This window comes from Levilactobacillus cerevisiae (genome assembly GCF_003946245.1).
GTDB lineage: Bacteria > Bacillota > Bacilli > Lactobacillales > Lactobacillaceae > Levilactobacillus > Levilactobacillus cerevisiae.
In genome coordinates this window covers 13,240-29,485 of the sequence record NZ_RHNN01000014.1, presented here as the reverse complement: position 1 = coordinate 29,485, position 16,246 = coordinate 13,240, and the positions used below count along the sequence as shown (strand labels likewise).

The window sequence follows — 16,246 nt, the reverse complement described above, 5'->3', positions numbered from 1 at the left end:
GATAATCGAAACCCGTTTTGATGAATTGATGCTAGGATAGCTCAGCTTACTTACTTTGGTTGGGGTGTTCTGGCTTTTTTATTTTTACTGGGATATGGATGGGATTCTGCTTAGGACATTGGACCGGCTCTCGCCATTCTATCCTGGTCCTGGCGGCCTCCGAAACGTGCGGAAAGAACCAGACTCCTCCGCTTAACCAAAATAAGACTCCTGGCCGACGTTGTCGACCAGAAGCCTTATTTCCGTTAAGCGGAGGAGTCTAAGCGGCTCTTTCCGCACTCTTACTCTATTTTCTCCCAGAATAAGTCTGTGACTTCTTCAACCAAGCCTCATCGTCAGGGTTCGGGCCCACACGCTTGCCTGCATCCAGGTCTGCGATGGCCTTCATTTCGTCTTCATCCAGACCGAACGCAAAGATATCGCGGTTTTGTTGGACGCGTTCTTCGTGGATTGACTTGGGAATCACAATTTCTTCACGTTGGACGTGCCACCGTAAAATGATTTGGGCCGCACTGACGTCGTGGGCCGCTGCCAATTCGTTGATGACCGGATCGGTCAAGGCGTTATTGGCACCGCCGCCTAATGGACTCCAAGCTTCGTGGAGAATGCCCTCGCTCTCAAGGTAGGCGTGCATTTCATCCTGCTGGAGGTAGGGGTGCGTTTCAATTTGGTCGACGACTGGCTTTACCGTGCCGTTTGCCAGAATATCTGCCATCTGTTTTTGATTGAAATTGGAGACACCAATGTTCTTAATTTTACCGGCCTTATACAGGTCTTCCATGGCGCGCCAGCTGTCTAAATAGCCGGGAGCTGGCCAGTGAATCAGGAACATATCCAGGTAGTCAAAACCCAGTTTGTCTAACGTTTCTTGAAAGGCTGCCTTGGTCTCATCGTAGCCCCGGACACTGTTCCACAGCTTAGAGGTCACAAAGACATCCTCACGTTTGACGTCACTCTCACGAATGGCCTCGCCAACCCACTGCTCGTTGCCGTAGTATGCGGCCGTGTCAATGTGGCGGTAACCAGCGGCCAGCGCCCATTTGATTGAATTCTTCGTGTCTGCTGCGTTGTCCACTTGGAACACACCCAGGCCCAGTTGCGGAATCCGGTTGCCATTGTTCAATGGTAATTCGGGAATATCATTATGCAAAAGTAAAACCACCTTTCAATCTTAGTTTCACGTCTATCATACAATAGGTTCAGCGATTTCGGGATTAGATTGACCGGAAAATCTGAAAAATCAGGGGTAAAATTTTCTTCTGCTGGCGTTTTGAGGTATTATGGAGGGTGTGGTAGTTTGTCGTCTCGGCGGCAAGCTTGTTTTTTCACACCGTTCTGGACATGGAGGTTTTTCAGTTGAACAACCAAGAACCAAAATCACGCGTACAACGGTATAACTTTAACCAGGGGTCAGATCGTCCCACCCGCCAGCGGCCCCGTAAGCCGCGGCGTTGGTGGCCATGGATCATGACCTTACTCACGCTGGCAGTTGCCATTTTACTGGTCTTAGCCATTAACCATCACAATAGCTCTGGATCCAACACCAGCGCTTCATCGAGCACCAGTGCATCCGTCATCGCCAAGTCTTCATCGGCTTCCGAACAGGCCGCTTTCGAGAGCTTCAAATCAACGTATAGCCAGTACAATGACAACGGGTTAACCGTCACGCAAAAGCAAAAATTACAAAACATCATTAACGACGAAACCAACGACGCCGTGCAGAGTCGGGAACAAAAACTTCTCGACAAAGCTCAGACCAAGCAGAGCGCCACGAGTTCTAGCAGTTCTGCCTCGTCTAGCAGTCACGCCGATTCCACGTTTGCCAGCACCCACACCTTCTCCTCGGTCGCCGACGCCCAAAATTGGGCCCAAGCTTCCAAGGAACAGTGGTTGGCTGCCGGTTACTCGACCTACACCATCACTTCAGATGGCCAGGGGAATTACAATTTGCAGTTCGTCCGTTAGTCATCAGCGCGAATCCCCAGGGTTCGCGCTTTTTTAGTGGGCTAAACTGGTCGTTGCTACAGCGCCTGCCGGGCGGTCAAAATAGGACTGGAGCGCTGTGGGCGGACGCCTGGGGCCGAACCGATGTTACTTACACCTTACCGGGTGGAAAAAATGAGCTGGAACGCTGGGGGTAGGACGTCCCAAGCCAAGAAGCGGTCTTGAGACTCGCTTCGAACCGCCAAAATCGCGTTTCAAAGTCGCCATTCTCTGAGAAAAACACTCAGAGAATCCCCCGGCTGAGCTCATTTTTTCCACCCTCACGGCTACCATCTGTTTGGCCCCTGGCGACCGTTGCTTTCTTCCCTGATTTTTTTCAAATTGCTGTCAGTACATTCGAGATCATCTAGCTGACGATTCTGGCTTATTTATCGTGTTTCTCCGACCGCTTCTCCAATCGATCCAGTTTCGTTTGGAGCTGGTCGACCTTGCCCGTGAGCGTGTCAATTTTTGTGAGTAGTGTCGTGATATCCGCCTGTTGCTGGGTTTCTTGGGCCGTTGCCGTTTGTTCTGCTCGGCTGGTGAAGAAGTCCGTGATCGTACTGGTCAGCAAACCAATGAACCCGATTCCCCCAAACATCAGGAAGCTGGCAATGATTTTACCGAACGCCGTGTGGGGCGTCTCATCCCCGTAACCCACGGTCGTGGCCGTTGTGACCGCCCACCACAGAGAGTTGGCGAGCGTTTGCTTCTCCGTCAGAGAAAAGAGAAACGCGCTGAGGACAATGATAGCGACGCTGATAGAGAACAGGTAAATGAATCCCGTTTTATAAATAAATCGATGGTAGGCCTGGGTCCACTTGCCGGCAATCCCCAACCGCCAGAAGAGGTGGTGAAACCGGATGAGGCGGACCAGTCTCGCCAGCCGGAAGAAGGCAAAGACCGGGTGCAGCGGGATGATTCCCAGCAGGTCAAATGCCGACTGAATCAGGAAAATCTTGCGGTCCTTGGTAACAATCAGCCGCACCAAATAATCGATCGCAAAAACGGCCAGTAAGACGTTGGCAATCGCCATTTCTAAGGGGTAACTGCCCCATTTTAAAAATAATAGACAAACGTTCAGGACCGACCCTAGTGTGAGGACGGTCACCCCCACGTGATAGGCGATCAGGCCCCGTGATTGCTTCGCCATTGTGTTCCCCTTCTCCGCGCAATTAGTTATCTTCTAATATAGTCAGAATCGCCAGCTTTTCCAGGGTTAATCGTTAAGTTTAGTCATTTTCTAAGAATTTCGTGCTGGGTTGGCGGTTAGTATGCAAAAAAATTGCCTAATCCCAAAGGATTGGACAATTTTATAAACAGGATTACCAACAACAGTTGACATAGAGACTTATAATCATGGTAATCAACACTCAGAACTGTAGCTGCATGATTTTCTGAGTTTTAGTCATCTATAGGCCAAGGTATCCCTTTTGTGTACCTTTTTTTAGCACGGAGTCGTTCCTGATGGTCAAACACAACAGTGAATTTTGTACAATTTAGAACTTTATCATCGTTAATTTTAATGCTTCTTGGAAAGAATGTATCATTCTGTCCCTTGATAGGTGATAATTCAATAGTATATGCTTTACCACTTGCCAATTTTAAAATCACAAAGAATATATCATCACGCTTAAATCGTTTCCCCATTGGCTTCCCAATAATATACATAGGCGTGTATGCCTGACATTCCTGAACATGGAGAAGCTGGTAGAGCAGCAAGACTCCGATTAGTTTATCTTGGTTGTTTTGAAACCATTTCTCATCACTCTTGATAAGTTTTGCTAACGTCCAGTCGCTCTTAATTCCGGCGAAAATCTCAAGAGGATCACTAGAGGGAAGACTAAAATGATGAGTTTTGACAATCCAAGTAAGTGTGGAATATTTCCATTTCTTACTTCAATATTAATACTCGGATAGTCTGCCAGACTTGTGGTATAAACATACCGAAATTGTGAAACATATACCTCAATGCTATTAGCAAGTTCAGCCATATCTACTTGTGAAGGGAGCATCTTCCCGTCAAAATTTTTTAGCCATTCTAAATCATATATCATACGTCACATTTCTCCTAAAAAAAAGGAAGGCATTTGCCTTCCTTTTCACGTATTGAGTTTCACCTCACGCTAGATATGCCCAGTCTAACCTCGTGGGACGGTAGTCTTGCTATTCTTTCTCTTCCACGGAAGCCCACAAGCGGGTGCAGATCATATCCACTGATCCACATGTGTTGTCATTCTATTACATTTAAGTCTTCAAAAAATCCACTTAGAATTTCTAATTTACATTAGCCATCCTAAACTCAAAGGGCATTCTCATCATCCCTTGTTCACCCAGTATAACATGCATTCAATTCAATTGAAATGTTTTGGCTTTAGCAATATGGGAAATAGCAATAAGCACGCTGAATGTATTTTCTTCCTGAATCATAGGGATAGCCGAATAAACGAGATCTCCACGCGATTCCACGATCATTTTTAGGATATGCTCGTTGTAAATAAGATAGAAATCGTCGGGCATACTCTTTACCGTCTTATCAAAATGCTTGCCCACAAAATTATATTTCTGGTTACGCTTGACAAATGAAAAGTTGAAGGCAAGGCGGTCTACCGATGTCTTTAGCGGGAGTCCGACCTTGGGTGATGGTGTATTCCCACCAGCTAGTTGAAGCCGCTTCTTCGTCACAGCACAATCTCCTGGGCAAAATAAGTCGCCATTAGCGCTGGTGAGATTACCTGGCTTTGCTTAGTTTCCAGCCAAGGACGCTCTTCATGGGTCTTCTTCATCAGCTGAATCGCCGACATATCACCAAATGCCTGCCACACTGCAGCCAAGACCTGTTCCAGATTTTCGTCGTCTTGGACGGTATGATAATCGGCCAAATCCGCGGCGCTTAACTGACCCACAATGCTGACCTGACCAGCATATTTGTCATGAACTGCCTTGACTGCTGGCCCGTAACGCCACGCCAAAATGTCATCGGGAAATGCCTTCTCACCATGTATTGCCAAGAAGGTTCCTTGCACGTAATACAAGAGTTTCATGACTTTCAATTGGCTCAGTTCATCTGCATCGTACTGGCGCATTTGCGCGTTGCTCACAGCCCTAAACCAGTTTACGATTTTAAAGACGTCAGTCATTTTATAGCTCCTTTGTCCCGCAGTCCGGTATCGTTTCACCTAGTATACCTGACCAACAACCATCCTGTATACTGACAACCACGACAATCGTACCAACCCCCAAAATCGTTTCATTTACCGTCAAAAAGGGCCTTAAACAGTTCCTAGTCAACTGCTTAAGGCCCTTCATTTCAAATTAATCCACCGTAGCCGTATGCCCGTCAGCCGCAATCGTCTGGTCGAAGAACGCTGGCACTAATTGCTCATACAGATCAACGGCTTGCAGAAATTCGGTCACGGAAACGTACTCGTCAACCTGGTGGGAGGTGTTGCTGCCGGGGCCGATTTCAATGCTGGTAAAGTCGCCCTTGGCCCGCAAGAATTCTGCGCCGTCGTTGGCCCCACCCGAGCCGACAATCTTGGTATCGTGCCCGCACACGTGATCACTCACCTGCTTGGCCAGTTGGACCAGTGGCGCCTGGGGATCACCCGGAATGGCCTCCTCAGGGTAGCTGTAGCTCAGGTCAAGCTGAACGCCATCCTCTTGATTGAGCTGGGCAATCAACGTTTCCAGCTCATCGTAAATGATTTGGTTCGGGTAGGCCGGAATCGTCCGCATGTTGGCCATCAATTCGGCGTGAGCGGGAATCGAGTTGATCTGCTCACCACCGGAAATGAGGTCGACATTGTGCAGCAGGCCGCCCAGTACGGGATCGGTCTTGGTGTGCTCCGCCATCAAGGGTCCCACGGCGTTGTAGAATTTCATTAAATTAGTAATGGCGTTGATCCCCTTCTCGGGATGCGCGCTGTGACTGCCTTTGCCAGTGGACACGACCTTGTAGTCGATGACGCCCCGCGCCGTATAGACCACGTTGTCCAAGCCACTCGGCTCCGCAATCACCAGGCCGGCCAAATGATCCGCGTAGCCCGCGTCGGTCAACGTGGCCGCGCCATACTCGCCGGTCTCCTCACCGACCGTCGCCAGCAACCGAATGCTGCCGGCCAAAGGTGCGCCCGTTTCCAAAAATTCTAGCATGGTAATCACAATCGCTGCCAGGCCACTCTTCATGTCCGAAGCGCCCCGACCAAACAACTGGTCGCCCACGACTTCGCCAGCAAACGGCGCATGCGTCCAGGCCGCTTCATCCCCGGCTGACACGACGTCCATGTGTCCCGACAACCCAATCATCGGGCCGTCCGGATTGCCAATCGTCACGACTAAATTGTCACGGTTGGCCGCGAACGGGACCTTCTCAACCTTAGCTTGGGGGTAGGAAGCAAACAGGCTGGCAATGTAGTCTGCCACGTCCGTTTCGTGGTCGTTGACCGATTTAATTTGAATTAATTTCTGTAAAATCTCAATTTTCTTTTGCGGCGTCATGGGCGTCATCCTTCCTTTTATCATTGAAACTTAATGATTTTATCATACGCCGCTTAGCCGAAAAAGCAACCGTTTCTTGTAATAATATTAGCGGTGGTCGCTATACATGCATTTTTATACATAATAAATGAATATTCGCGAAAGGTCACCCGCGTGCGGTATAATAATGTTAAGAACTGATCATAGGAGGGGTTTTATGAGAATTTTTGTGCCAAACGAAAATGGCTACATTGCCGATGAATACAGCAAATACGCGACTGGTGACGACGTTTATGGTGGCCAGCCCGTCAAGTCATTTCCCATCAGCCTATCTAAGATTCCCAAGAAAACGCAGACGTTGGCGCTGAACCTGATTGACTTCGACGCCGTGCCGGTTAGTGGCTTCCCGTGGATTCACTGGGTCGCCGCCAACTTCCCGGGCACCACACGGGAAATCACGGCCGACGTATCGCGAACCAACGCCATTCCCCACGTTCACGGCCGTAACAGCAATGCCGGCTCACTCGTGGGCAACACGGACCCCGCCGTTTTCCAAAACTACACGGGTCCCTTCCCACCCAACGTCGATCACGATTATAGCCTCACCGTTTACGCTTTGAATACCAAATTGGACCTCGCAGACGGCTTTTGGTTGAACGACCTGCTCCATCAAATCAACGGCCACGTTCTGGACACCGCAACGATTACGTTACGCGGACGCGTCTAAACTAGAAAAGAAGGCTAATTATGGAACAGAACTATGCAAACATCCTGGTTCCCGTGGACGGTTCAGTCCAGGCGGAACTGGCTTTAAAAAAAGCGGTCATCGTCGCCCAACAAAATAACGCCCACGTAGATTTGCTAAATGTGTTGCGCATCAACCATTACGGTTTCTATGTGAGCGGCTCCATGCCCGGTGGTGTGATTCATGATTTAGTCCAAGATGCCACGTCCTACCTCAATTCTCTGATTGAAACGACCCAGGCCGCCACGGGATTCAAGGATATGTCCGTTCACGTGCGATTTGGCAATCCCAAGACGGTCATCGCTCACGAGTTCATCAAGGACCACCAGAACGACTTAATTGTCCTGGGCGCGACCGGGATGAGCGCCGTTGCCCGGGTGGTTGAAGGCTCCGTCACGGCATACGTTAGCCGGATGGCAGCGGTCGACGTCTTTGTGGTTCGGACCGATGAAGCCGGCCAGGCCATTGATACGACGGCGATTGCTTCGGAGAATCAGGATCAACCGAAATTTTATTAGACAATTCATTTAAAATAGGTCCCTTAGAAACTGTGCACACAAGCTAATTGGGTGCACAGTTTTTTCTTTGGGTTCATTTGGGAGCTCCTCAATGAAGAAAGTCCAGACGCACAAAGAGCCCGGACCACTTCATCCAGGCTCTCAAGTTACCTATTTAGCAGCTTCCAACGCCGCAATATCAATCTTCTTCATCTGCATCATCCGCTGAATCTGTGCTGCCGTCTGGGTCAGCTCGGCCATGTTCGCCGGCACAATTTGCCAGGAAACGCCGAACTGGTCCTTGGCCCAGCCACACTGTTCCGCGGCGGGCACGTGGGAGAGTTTTTCCCAGTAGTAGTCGATCTCGGCCTGGTCCACACAGGGAATCGTGAAGGAAACCGCCTCATTGATGCGGAAGCTGGGGCCACCGTCGAGGGCAAAGAATTGTTGCCCGTTCAGATGGAAGCTGGCGTTCAAAACCTTGCCGCTCATTTCAGCAAAATGCGGATCCAGCTTGGCGTCCGGATAGTAAGTGATCTCATCCAGCGTTGCGTTAGGAAAGACGCTCAAGTAGTAATGCACGGCCGCCTCACAGTTGTTGTCGGCGAACCACAAACTCGGAACAATTTTATTCATATCGTCCTCCTAGAAATCCGAATTTACATGAAACATAGCTGATTTCAAAATGGCTTACCAGCTATTTAACCCGTATGACCAGGCGCTTGTTCGCCGAAACGTACTGGCCGTTTGGCAACTGATACCGCGTCGTAAGATTGTGCGTGACTAGTCGCTTGACCCGAACAATCTTATTCTTGGCAAAATGCCGCCGTTGACTGGTCAATTGCCGATTGGTATAGCTGTTGAGACCCCGCAACACCTTGATTTTGGTTGCAGCGGTCTGGTAGTAGGTATTAACGATATAGTCCGTTCTGGCCGTGATATAGCCCGTCTGGCCACTTGCCCCGGGGCTCACGTCCTTTACTCGGTAGCGTAACAGGCCATTCTTGGAGTGGGCATACCCCAGAACCTTAAACATTGGCCGCTGCGTGCGCGATTGCCGCGGGTACCAGCGACTGCGGGCTTTCGCGGTGAACGTTGGCTGCTGATACAAGCCAATTTTCCGTATCGGGGAGACCACCTTTTGCTTGGTTACCGCTTTGACTGGCTCGGCACCGGACTCACTGCTGGCGGTTGCTGGTGTCGTTGGTTGTGGGGCTGGATTGTCCCACTCAAGCGGAATTTTGTAGGTTTGGGCGCATCCCCTAAAGTGACCCCAGCCCCCGAGTATAAGCGTAATGACTCGTACCTTGATAGCCGTACTCCCTGCTGGAATATTCGTGATTTTCAGGGTGTCTTTATCTGGTAGAGCGCCTGTGAGGTAGGTAGGCTCTTTCGTCTGTATCTCCTCTAGTTCATTCCAAGCGTCACTGTCTAGCTGCGTAAAATACGTTGTTGCTCCGGCTTTTCCAGCGTCTAACCGATTAATCCCATTGATATCTATTGGAATTGCTATATTGGGATCATCAAAGTCATACGACGCAAATGGCAGAAGCGCGGTATTGAAGTTTGCGCCGGTACTGACAATACTATCGCCATCCATATTTTCAGAATCATTAAAATAATCCTCATCACCATGGTACACTCGCAATGCTACTGTAGCTCCACCATAAATACCTTTAGCTTGATCACGGTATTCGGGGAAAAGCGAAAACGGAATCTTGAGCACATTTTCAGATATCTTCTGCTTGGGTAATGAAATGCCATCAGTTCCCGTTTGTCCAAAAGCCCACAGCCTTGCTGTGTCAGCTCCTGGCTTCTTTAAACCTCTTAGGTAGGTCAGATAAGGACTAAAGTCTGAAATATTGTTGTGGTTAACAGTAACGCCTGCAATTTCTTTAGGAAAGGCCACCGGTAAAGCCGCAACCAAAGCCTTAAATTGGGTGTTATCTAACTTATTATTAGAAAGGTCAATGTCCACTGCCGGAAACGCTCTAGAGGGACGGTTGGTTCCAAATGCCTTCAAAATCAGCGAAATATTTTCGCTTGTTAACTGGGTTTGCCAATGAATAGATATTCCTGATAATGTATTAGCAATCTTCACTAGCGGCCCGTAGTCAGTCATTGGTTTATCGATCACAATTTTTGGCGCTATGTTGATTAATGTTTGAAAAGTATCACTGTCAGAAATGCTTACAGGATGACGATTAAAATCTATTGCGTTAGCCAATGCCTCCCTAACAATCGTTGCATTAGGATCGTCGGCAGGTAACAGCTCCGCAATCGTCGTTTTAGGATCAATCGTCGTAGCTGATGCGGTGGCGGCGTTACCCATCTTTGCCGGACTAAATAGCAGAATAGCAAAAATCGCCGCCACTGCAACAAAGCCCCGGCTTATGTATGTGACTAGCTTCCTCTTCATCAAAGACACCCTCCCTTGAATTGAAAAATTTCTACTCATCACCCGAAGTATATCACGAATTATAAATATTTTTAACTAACTAGTATCTTGATAGTTTCCCGCAGACATCATATGTTAATTTAATTTGGGGTAAATAGTTCTCTCGGAATGATTAAAATTGACTGAATCATTATTAAAGCAACATTTATCGCCAGTGAGCAACCTGGCTCTATGTTCGTTGCTGGTATCCACCTTCGTTAGTTACTTCTGATTTCAATCGCGATAACGACAGCAAAAAACTGGTTCTGGAAAATGGTGCTCCCAGAATCAGTTTTGATGGGTATATTTATCACAACTAAAAACTGCCTGTTACTTCCGCCAGAACGTGGTCACGTCAGCTTTGTCCGCGATATTGAAGGCAATGATCTGCTTCAACAACTCATAGTCCACATCCTGCGTCCACTTAATCCGGCCGAATTTCTTTCCCGGATTGTAATTAGCCGCGGCAATCTTATCCGCAAACTTCTCCATGACGGGGCCTTCGGGTGCGAACGCCATGTGGGCCTTGGCCACGCTGAAACCGATGATAAACGTGCCGTGATCAGTGAACATGGGTTGGTTCCAGGCGAAGCGCTGTTCCAAGTTTGGAAACGTTTCTTGGACCCAATTTAAGACGGTCCGTAGGCGTTCCTGATGGCCCGGGTCGTCAATCTTTGCTAGGTATTCTTCAAATTCTGCAATCATACTTTCACCCCTAAACGGTTAATTAATCGCTATCATTGTACCATGAACCGATTGCCCTCGCGTTGTGTGGAACTTGCTGAGCGACAAAAGCGGTTCCCCCGTTAATCACGATTTTCAGGCCTTTACAGCATCTGTACACGAATCACACGTAATCGTTAAACGGGCTTGCTACAATGACCTCGATGATACCTAAGGAGGCCTCATCAATGTCCCAATCCAACACACCCGATCTCATCAATCTAGTTTTGTTATCCCTTCTGTTGGTCGGCTTTGGTAGTCCCAGTCTAGCTACCGCCGTCCAAGAACTCCAAGCAAAGTAATCCAAAACATCTAGCAGCGTCCTTACCCTCCGTTGCTGGATGTTTTTGGTTTACTGGAGTTTTGTGGTTCAGGAGTTGTTGGAAGGTTTTGGGGGAGGTGGCTGGTTCTGATTAATAGTGCTGAGTAAAGACCCCTAGCCTCTGAAACGTGCTACGAGAGGCAACTGGTTCCGCTTAACAACGTAACGGAAACGACCCAGGCCCAGGGTTTTCGTTTCAGATTATCTTGCTTTAGACCGTTTGATTTGCTCTCGCCATTAAATCCCAAGTCTGGCGGCCTCTGAAACGTGCTACGCAGGGCAACTGGTTCCGCTTAACAACTTAACGGAAACGACCCAGGTCCGGGATTTTCGTTTCAAACTATCTTGCTTTACACCATTTGACTGGCTCCCCACGGAACATCTTTCGGTCCTGGCGGCCTCCGAAACGTGCTACGCGAGCCAGGTCCCTGCGCTTAACCCAGCTAAGAAAATAGCTCTAACTTGGACTAGCGTTTCAAACTATCTTGCTTTACACCGTTTGACTGGCTCCCCACGGAACATCTTTCGGCCCTGGCGGCCTCTGAAACGTGCTACGCAGGGCAACTGGTTCCGCTTAACAACGCTAAGCAAAGACCCCAAGCCCAGGGGTCTTCACTTAGCGCCGTTAATGCTCGCCAGTTAGGCGCCCTGCTCCGCACTCTGCTCTACAAAAAGCCCCCACACATCCCTGCGTGGAGGCTACCAATCAATCTTTGGTTCAAAGTTTAATGTTTAGTGGAATTGCATCCCGCCGTCTACTTCGAGAGTTTGGCCGGTGATGTAATTTGAATCTGGACCTGCTAAGAAGGCAACACCATTGGCAACGTCTTCTGGTTCTGACAGACGGCCTAACGTGATGTCCTTAGCAAAGGTTTGCATACCCCATTCGTCGTCCTTGCCAGCGTTTTGACCTACCTTGTGGGCAATGTCAAACATCATTGGCGTCTTAACGATCCCTGGTGCGTATGCGTTAACCGTAATACCTTCTGCGGCTAAGTCACGGGCAGCTACTTGGGTAACCCCCCGAATGGCAAATTTAGTCCCACTGTAGAGTGCTAAGTTAGGATTCCCAACAACTCCGGCTTGAGAAGTAGCTGAAATAATCTTCCCACCGTGGCCGAGTTTCTTAAATTCAGCATGTGCAGCTTGAATTCCCCACAGAACACCACCAACGTTAACGTGGTAAACTGTATCGAATTGTTCTTGGGTGATTGTGTCGATTGGGGTAGTTGGGCCAAGGCCGGCGTTGTTGACGATAACGTCAAAGCCGCCAAGCTTTTCTGAGGCTTCCTTAACTGCCGCAAAGACACTGTCGCGATCGGAGACATCCGTCTTGACTGCAACGGCTTTTCCACCATCAGCTTCGATAGCAGAAGCAACCTTGTTGGCATTTTCTAAGTTCAAATCAGCAATTGCAACTGCGAAACCATCGCTAGCTAAGCGTTTTGAAATTGCTTCACCAATTCCTTGTCCGCCGCCAGTAACCATTGCTACTTTTCCATTTGATGCCATGTGCCATTCACTCCTTCAGAATAAGTAAATTTCCAGGTACGCTCCTATCATAACGGATAAATTATGAAAAGGAAAGCGATTACATCACATTTTGTGAAAAACTGTTCATTTATCACATGCAAAGCCAGCCAACGGCTAACTAACCCGGTACGCTTGCGATTGTCGCCCCTTAATGGTTTGCTAATTTTACAGTTTGCTCACTTAAAAGGTGAAATTCAGAAAGATTTTTTTCTGAAAACACTCGTCTAATTTTTGCCGTCTGGAACCCGTGTGTAAAGGAAGGTAAACTCTAGGCTCAATTGACCATCAACACCGCTCCCTGCTTCGACTCTACCCGGATAGCCAATTCCCGTCGTAATAAAGAAAGTCTTGGCCTGATGGGCCTTGAGAATGTTTTCCAAGTATGTTGCAAAGTCTTGGACCAGCGTCCCCGTATTTCCGGTTGTGCTATCAATATTGGTTGTGTGCAAGACCCGAGCCATGGTTGCCACGTTCCAGCCCGTCAGATTCGGCGCAGACTGGTTGTTACCAACCGTTCCGTTAGCTGCCGAATAAATATAATGAATATCTTTCGGCGTTAGCTTACCCGTAATTTCGTCGTAGGAATCCCAGTTATCGGCAAAGAAACTAGGAAAAACCTGGCCAGTCCAGTCATCAGTTTGCGCTTCGGCATCCGTGTAAGCGCGACTCAAATCACGGCCGGCACTAAAGCCATCACGGGTCATCTGATTGGTGACCAATGTCTCAAACTGGTCGCTTTGCGTAGGGCCTTTTTGCAGGGTACGTGAGACCACAAAATTGCTAGCTGTCGGCTGTGCTTTGGTCGTTGTTTGCTGGTTAGATGTGACCGTTGCCTTAGTCAAGTATCCCCGCCAAATCCAGCCACTTAATTGGCCGTCTGCGCTGGTAACGTGGTAATAAATTGCGGAATTACCTTTGGCCTTGCGGTAGAGCTTTTCGTGCTTATCCGTGACTACCGTCTGTTGTGTTAGTTGACTGCCATATGTATTGCGATACCCCAGATGTTTAGAATACAACGTCCCCTTAGCCGTCGTGTAGGTCTGGGCTTTCATATTAGAACGCCAGAGCAGTTTAACGCCATTGGATCGGTATGCCGAGTATTGACGACTGGCCGCCGCGGAAATTCCCGAGGTACCCAATAAAGCCGCAATGACACCCAGTGTTACCCCTAACTTCACTTGTATTTTCATGTTATCTCCTCCTTAACCTACTCATTTTATCACAAGTACACCTTCACTATCCGATGCAAAAAGGGCCCGGCACAATCGCCAGGCCCCAAGGGGGATACCTTCAGTTAAATTACTTCGTGGTACTCAGGGTTGCGGCTTTTTCGTCGGCCTTTTCCCGTAAGGTTGCTTCGATATCTTCCAAAGAACGGTTCCGTGTTTCGAAAACCTTCTTTTGGACGAACCAGATGGAAACAAAGCAGAGCACACCATAGCCGATGAACAGGCTCCCAGTGCCGAAGAAGTCCAGCAGAGATGGGAACGTCAGGGAAACGATCATGTTCGCCGTCCAGTTGATAACGGAGGCAAAGGAGTTTCCTAAGCCCCGGATGTTCAATGGGAAGACTTCCCCAATCATCACCCACATCACGGGACCCCAAGTTGCGGAGAAGAATGCAATGTAGATGGTCAAGGCAATGACGGAGATCACAGCGGCCGTTTGGGAGCCACCGGAGAACTTCATCCCCAGACTCATAACGAACAGGGAAATCCCCATCCCAACGGCACCGATGTTCAACATCTTTTTCCGGTCGATCTTATCCATGATGGCCACGGCAATCGCGGTCACAATCACGTTGAAGACCCCGATCCCAATGTGGGCTAACAGTGCGGCGTTAACCCCGAAACCAACGTCGGTGAAAATTGTTGGCGCGTAGTACAGAACCGTGTTACAACCCATGACTTGTTGGAAGATTGCCAAGCCCAACCCGATGATCAGGGAAGGCCGAACCATTTTACCAAACAACTCAGACCAGCCGCCACTCACAATTTTGGCTGATTCTTGAATCTGACTAACTTCTTTGTTAACGGCAGCTTCGTCGTGCTTGTTCATGGTTTCCAGAACTTCACGCGCCTGGTCCATGTGACCGGTCTTAACCAAGAACCGGGGACTTTCGGGTAAGATTAACCCACCCAAGAACAGTAAAGCGGCAGGAATCGCAGCGAACCCTAACATCCACCGCCAGCCGGAGTACATCCCGGAGAAGCTGTAGTTGGTGATGTAGGCCAACAGGATTCCAGTCATGACCATCAATTGGAACAGACTGGAGACCGTCCCCCGTTTGTCAGCTGGTGATAGTTCAGCCAAGTACGTTGGGATCAAGGCGGAAGCGGCCCCAACGGCCATCCCTAAGATGATCCGGGAAACAATCAACGTCCAAAATTCAGGTGAGAAAGCGGAGCCTAACGCCCCGATGAAGAAGATAATGGCAGATAACAGTAATAGTTTACGCCGACCATAACGGTCAGAGGAAGGCCCAATGATGGCGGCCCCTAAAATGGCACCCAACAGGACGGCACTCACGACCCAGCCCTGTTGCCAGGAACCCAGGTTCATTTGCTTTTGGATAAAGAGAATCGCACCAGAGATAACCCCGGTATCATACCCAAACAGCAGCCCACCCAGGGCCCCAAAGAAATAGACAAATCCAGTTGAAACTTTTCGCATAATCTCGCTCCTTATGCGGCTCGTAGCCGTTGATTTAATCTCAATCGCAGAAACTTGCTAGGCGCTGGGTCAGCTAGAGAGCAATCCCCGTCCCCCGTCTCGCGAGGTAACTTGGCAGGTCGACAGCTAGGCCAACGTCTTATCTATGTGAAGAAGTGTAAGTTGGTAATCCCAGTTGGTTGATTGTCGCAACCAACCATGACAATATATTACCACTTTCCGTCGTCCTTTGAAAGCGTTTTCTTTATTTATTTTAAAATAAGCCGTTTTCATCAGGACCCTTAATCCCGTGGTTTCCGGCCTTCACCTTTCACCCCATCTCTGCTAGACTAAAGGTACGGGGATTTATTTAGGAGGAGGAAATAGACATGAAAACAACCACGCCACTGCTGGCGCTCTACGACATCTGGTGCCTTTTTGCCATTGGCCTACTGCCAGCCATTTTTCTTGGGAAGAGCTTTACCATCCAGTTTGTGAATTATTTACTGATCTTGTTGCTGACCTTTTTCTGGTTACGCCATTTTATCGGCGATAATCGTCAGGCCACCCGAATGCACCTGGTCTCATGGGGGTTACGCTGGTTCACACTGGGGTTGACCTGCGTACTATTCATGATTTCCGCCATTGCCAACTATCTTTAACCTTTGAGGGACTTAGCTATGTGAAAATAGCTGAGTCCCTTTTTATTCACCGCTTTCCAGGCTGTCGGCGTCCTACCCACTGCGTTCCAGCCTAAATTTGGCGAACGGTAAGCCGGCCGGTTTAGACCGTGGTGCCGAAATCCAGCCCACGACAAATACCCGAACCAACGTCTTTGTCAGTTCGGGTACGGTCTCTGTTCAGTTAAAAATTTC

17 protein-coding genes are annotated in these 16,246 nt (G+C 48.8%); 4 read left to right on the top strand and 13 right to left on the bottom strand.

Annotated elements, in window-relative coordinates; genetic code table 11:
* Positions 1-286: 286 nt before the first annotated feature.
* Positions 287-1,150 carry an aldo/keto reductase gene (locus EKM99_RS08235; protein WP_125582694.1) on the bottom strand — a complete coding sequence of 288 codons (864 nt, stop codon included), beginning with the start codon at positions 1,148-1,150 and terminating at the stop codon, positions 287-289.
* Positions 1,151-1,356: 206 nt separating this feature from the next.
* Between EKM99_RS08235 and EKM99_RS08230 the strand changes: the two genes are divergently transcribed.
* A complete protein-coding gene (locus EKM99_RS08230; protein WP_125582692.1) occupies positions 1,357-1,965 on the top strand; it encodes a hypothetical protein in 609 nt (202 codons plus the stop codon).
* Positions 1,966-2,368: 403 nt separating this feature from the next.
* Here EKM99_RS08230 and EKM99_RS08225 read toward each other — a convergent pair whose 3' ends face one another.
* The 6 genes from EKM99_RS08225 to EKM99_RS08200 all read right to left on the bottom strand — a co-directional run bounded on the left by EKM99_RS08225 (position 2,369) and on the right by EKM99_RS08200 (position 6,483).
* A complete protein-coding gene (locus EKM99_RS08225) occupies positions 2,369-3,136 on the bottom strand; it encodes a potassium channel family protein (RefSeq protein ID WP_125582690.1) in 768 nt (255 codons plus the stop codon).
* A 251-nt stretch (positions 3,137-3,387) separates the two neighbouring features.
* Complete coding sequence (locus EKM99_RS08220; RefSeq protein WP_125582689.1) at positions 3,388-3,654, bottom strand: hypothetical protein; 267 nt, start codon at positions 3,652-3,654, stop codon at positions 3,388-3,390.
* A gap of 113 nt (positions 3,655-3,767) precedes the next feature.
* The gene (locus tag EKM99_RS08215) at positions 3,768-4,040 is read right to left on the bottom strand and encodes a hypothetical protein (protein WP_125582687.1); all 273 of its coding nucleotides are present in this window, start codon (positions 4,038-4,040) and stop codon (positions 3,768-3,770) included.
* 292 nt (positions 4,041-4,332) lie between these two features.
* Positions 4,333-4,668, bottom strand: a complete 336-nt coding sequence (locus tag EKM99_RS08210) for a hypothetical protein (RefSeq protein WP_125582685.1) — start codon at positions 4,666-4,668, stop codon at positions 4,333-4,335.
* A complete protein-coding gene (locus tag EKM99_RS08205; RefSeq protein WP_125582683.1) occupies positions 4,665-5,123 on the bottom strand; it encodes a Panacea domain-containing protein in 459 nt (152 codons plus the stop codon). Before EKM99_RS08205 ends, EKM99_RS08210 begins: the two co-directional genes overlap by 4 nt.
* 175 nt (positions 5,124-5,298) lie before the next feature.
* A complete protein-coding gene (locus tag EKM99_RS08200) occupies positions 5,299-6,483 on the bottom strand; it encodes an ArgE/DapE family deacylase (RefSeq protein ID WP_125582810.1) in 1,185 nt (394 codons plus the stop codon).
* Between the two features lie 196 nt (positions 6,484-6,679).
* On the opposite strand from EKM99_RS08200, the gene EKM99_RS08195 reads away from it, so the two are divergent.
* A complete protein-coding gene (locus EKM99_RS08195; protein WP_125582681.1) occupies positions 6,680-7,189 on the top strand; it encodes a YbhB/YbcL family Raf kinase inhibitor-like protein in 510 nt (169 codons plus the stop codon).
* A 20-nt stretch (positions 7,190-7,209) separates the two neighbouring features.
* Positions 7,210-7,725 carry a universal stress protein gene (locus tag EKM99_RS08190; protein ID WP_164511562.1) on the top strand — a complete coding sequence of 172 codons (516 nt, stop codon included), beginning with the start codon at positions 7,210-7,212 and terminating at the stop codon, positions 7,723-7,725.
* A gap of 150 nt (positions 7,726-7,875) precedes the next feature.
* On the opposite strand, the gene EKM99_RS08185 is transcribed toward EKM99_RS08190, so the two are convergent.
* From EKM99_RS08185 to EKM99_RS08160, 6 genes are all read right to left on the bottom strand, one after another.
* Positions 7,876-8,340, bottom strand: a complete 465-nt coding sequence (locus EKM99_RS08185; RefSeq protein ID WP_125582677.1) for a VOC family protein — start codon at positions 8,338-8,340, stop codon at positions 7,876-7,878.
* A gap of 61 nt (positions 8,341-8,401) precedes the next feature.
* Positions 8,402-10,162, bottom strand: coding sequence for a DUF5776 domain-containing protein (locus EKM99_RS08180; RefSeq protein ID WP_125582675.1), 1,761 nt, complete (start codon positions 10,160-10,162; stop codon positions 8,402-8,404).
* 309 nt (positions 10,163-10,471) lie between these two features.
* Positions 10,472-10,846, bottom strand: coding sequence for an iron chaperone (locus EKM99_RS08175; protein ID WP_318531061.1), 375 nt, complete (start codon positions 10,844-10,846; stop codon positions 10,472-10,474).
* Positions 10,847-11,918: 1,072 nt separating this feature from the next.
* Positions 11,919-12,698, bottom strand: a complete 780-nt coding sequence (locus EKM99_RS08170) for a (S)-acetoin forming diacetyl reductase (protein ID WP_125582673.1) — start codon at positions 12,696-12,698, stop codon at positions 11,919-11,921.
* 245 nt (positions 12,699-12,943) lie between these two features.
* Positions 12,944-13,909, bottom strand: a complete 966-nt coding sequence (locus EKM99_RS08165) for a hypothetical protein (RefSeq protein ID WP_125582671.1) — start codon at positions 13,907-13,909, stop codon at positions 12,944-12,946.
* A gap of 109 nt (positions 13,910-14,018) precedes the next feature.
* Positions 14,019-15,392: a sugar porter family MFS transporter gene (locus tag EKM99_RS08160; protein ID WP_125582669.1), complete on the bottom strand. Its 1,374-nt coding sequence runs from the start codon at positions 15,390-15,392 to the stop codon at positions 14,019-14,021.
* A 368-nt stretch (positions 15,393-15,760) separates the two neighbouring features.
* Between EKM99_RS08160 and EKM99_RS08155 the strand changes: the two genes are divergently transcribed.
* Positions 15,761-16,033, top strand: coding sequence for a hypothetical protein (locus EKM99_RS08155; RefSeq protein ID WP_125582668.1), 273 nt, complete (start codon positions 15,761-15,763; stop codon positions 16,031-16,033).
* Positions 16,034-16,246: the final 213 nt, after the last annotated feature.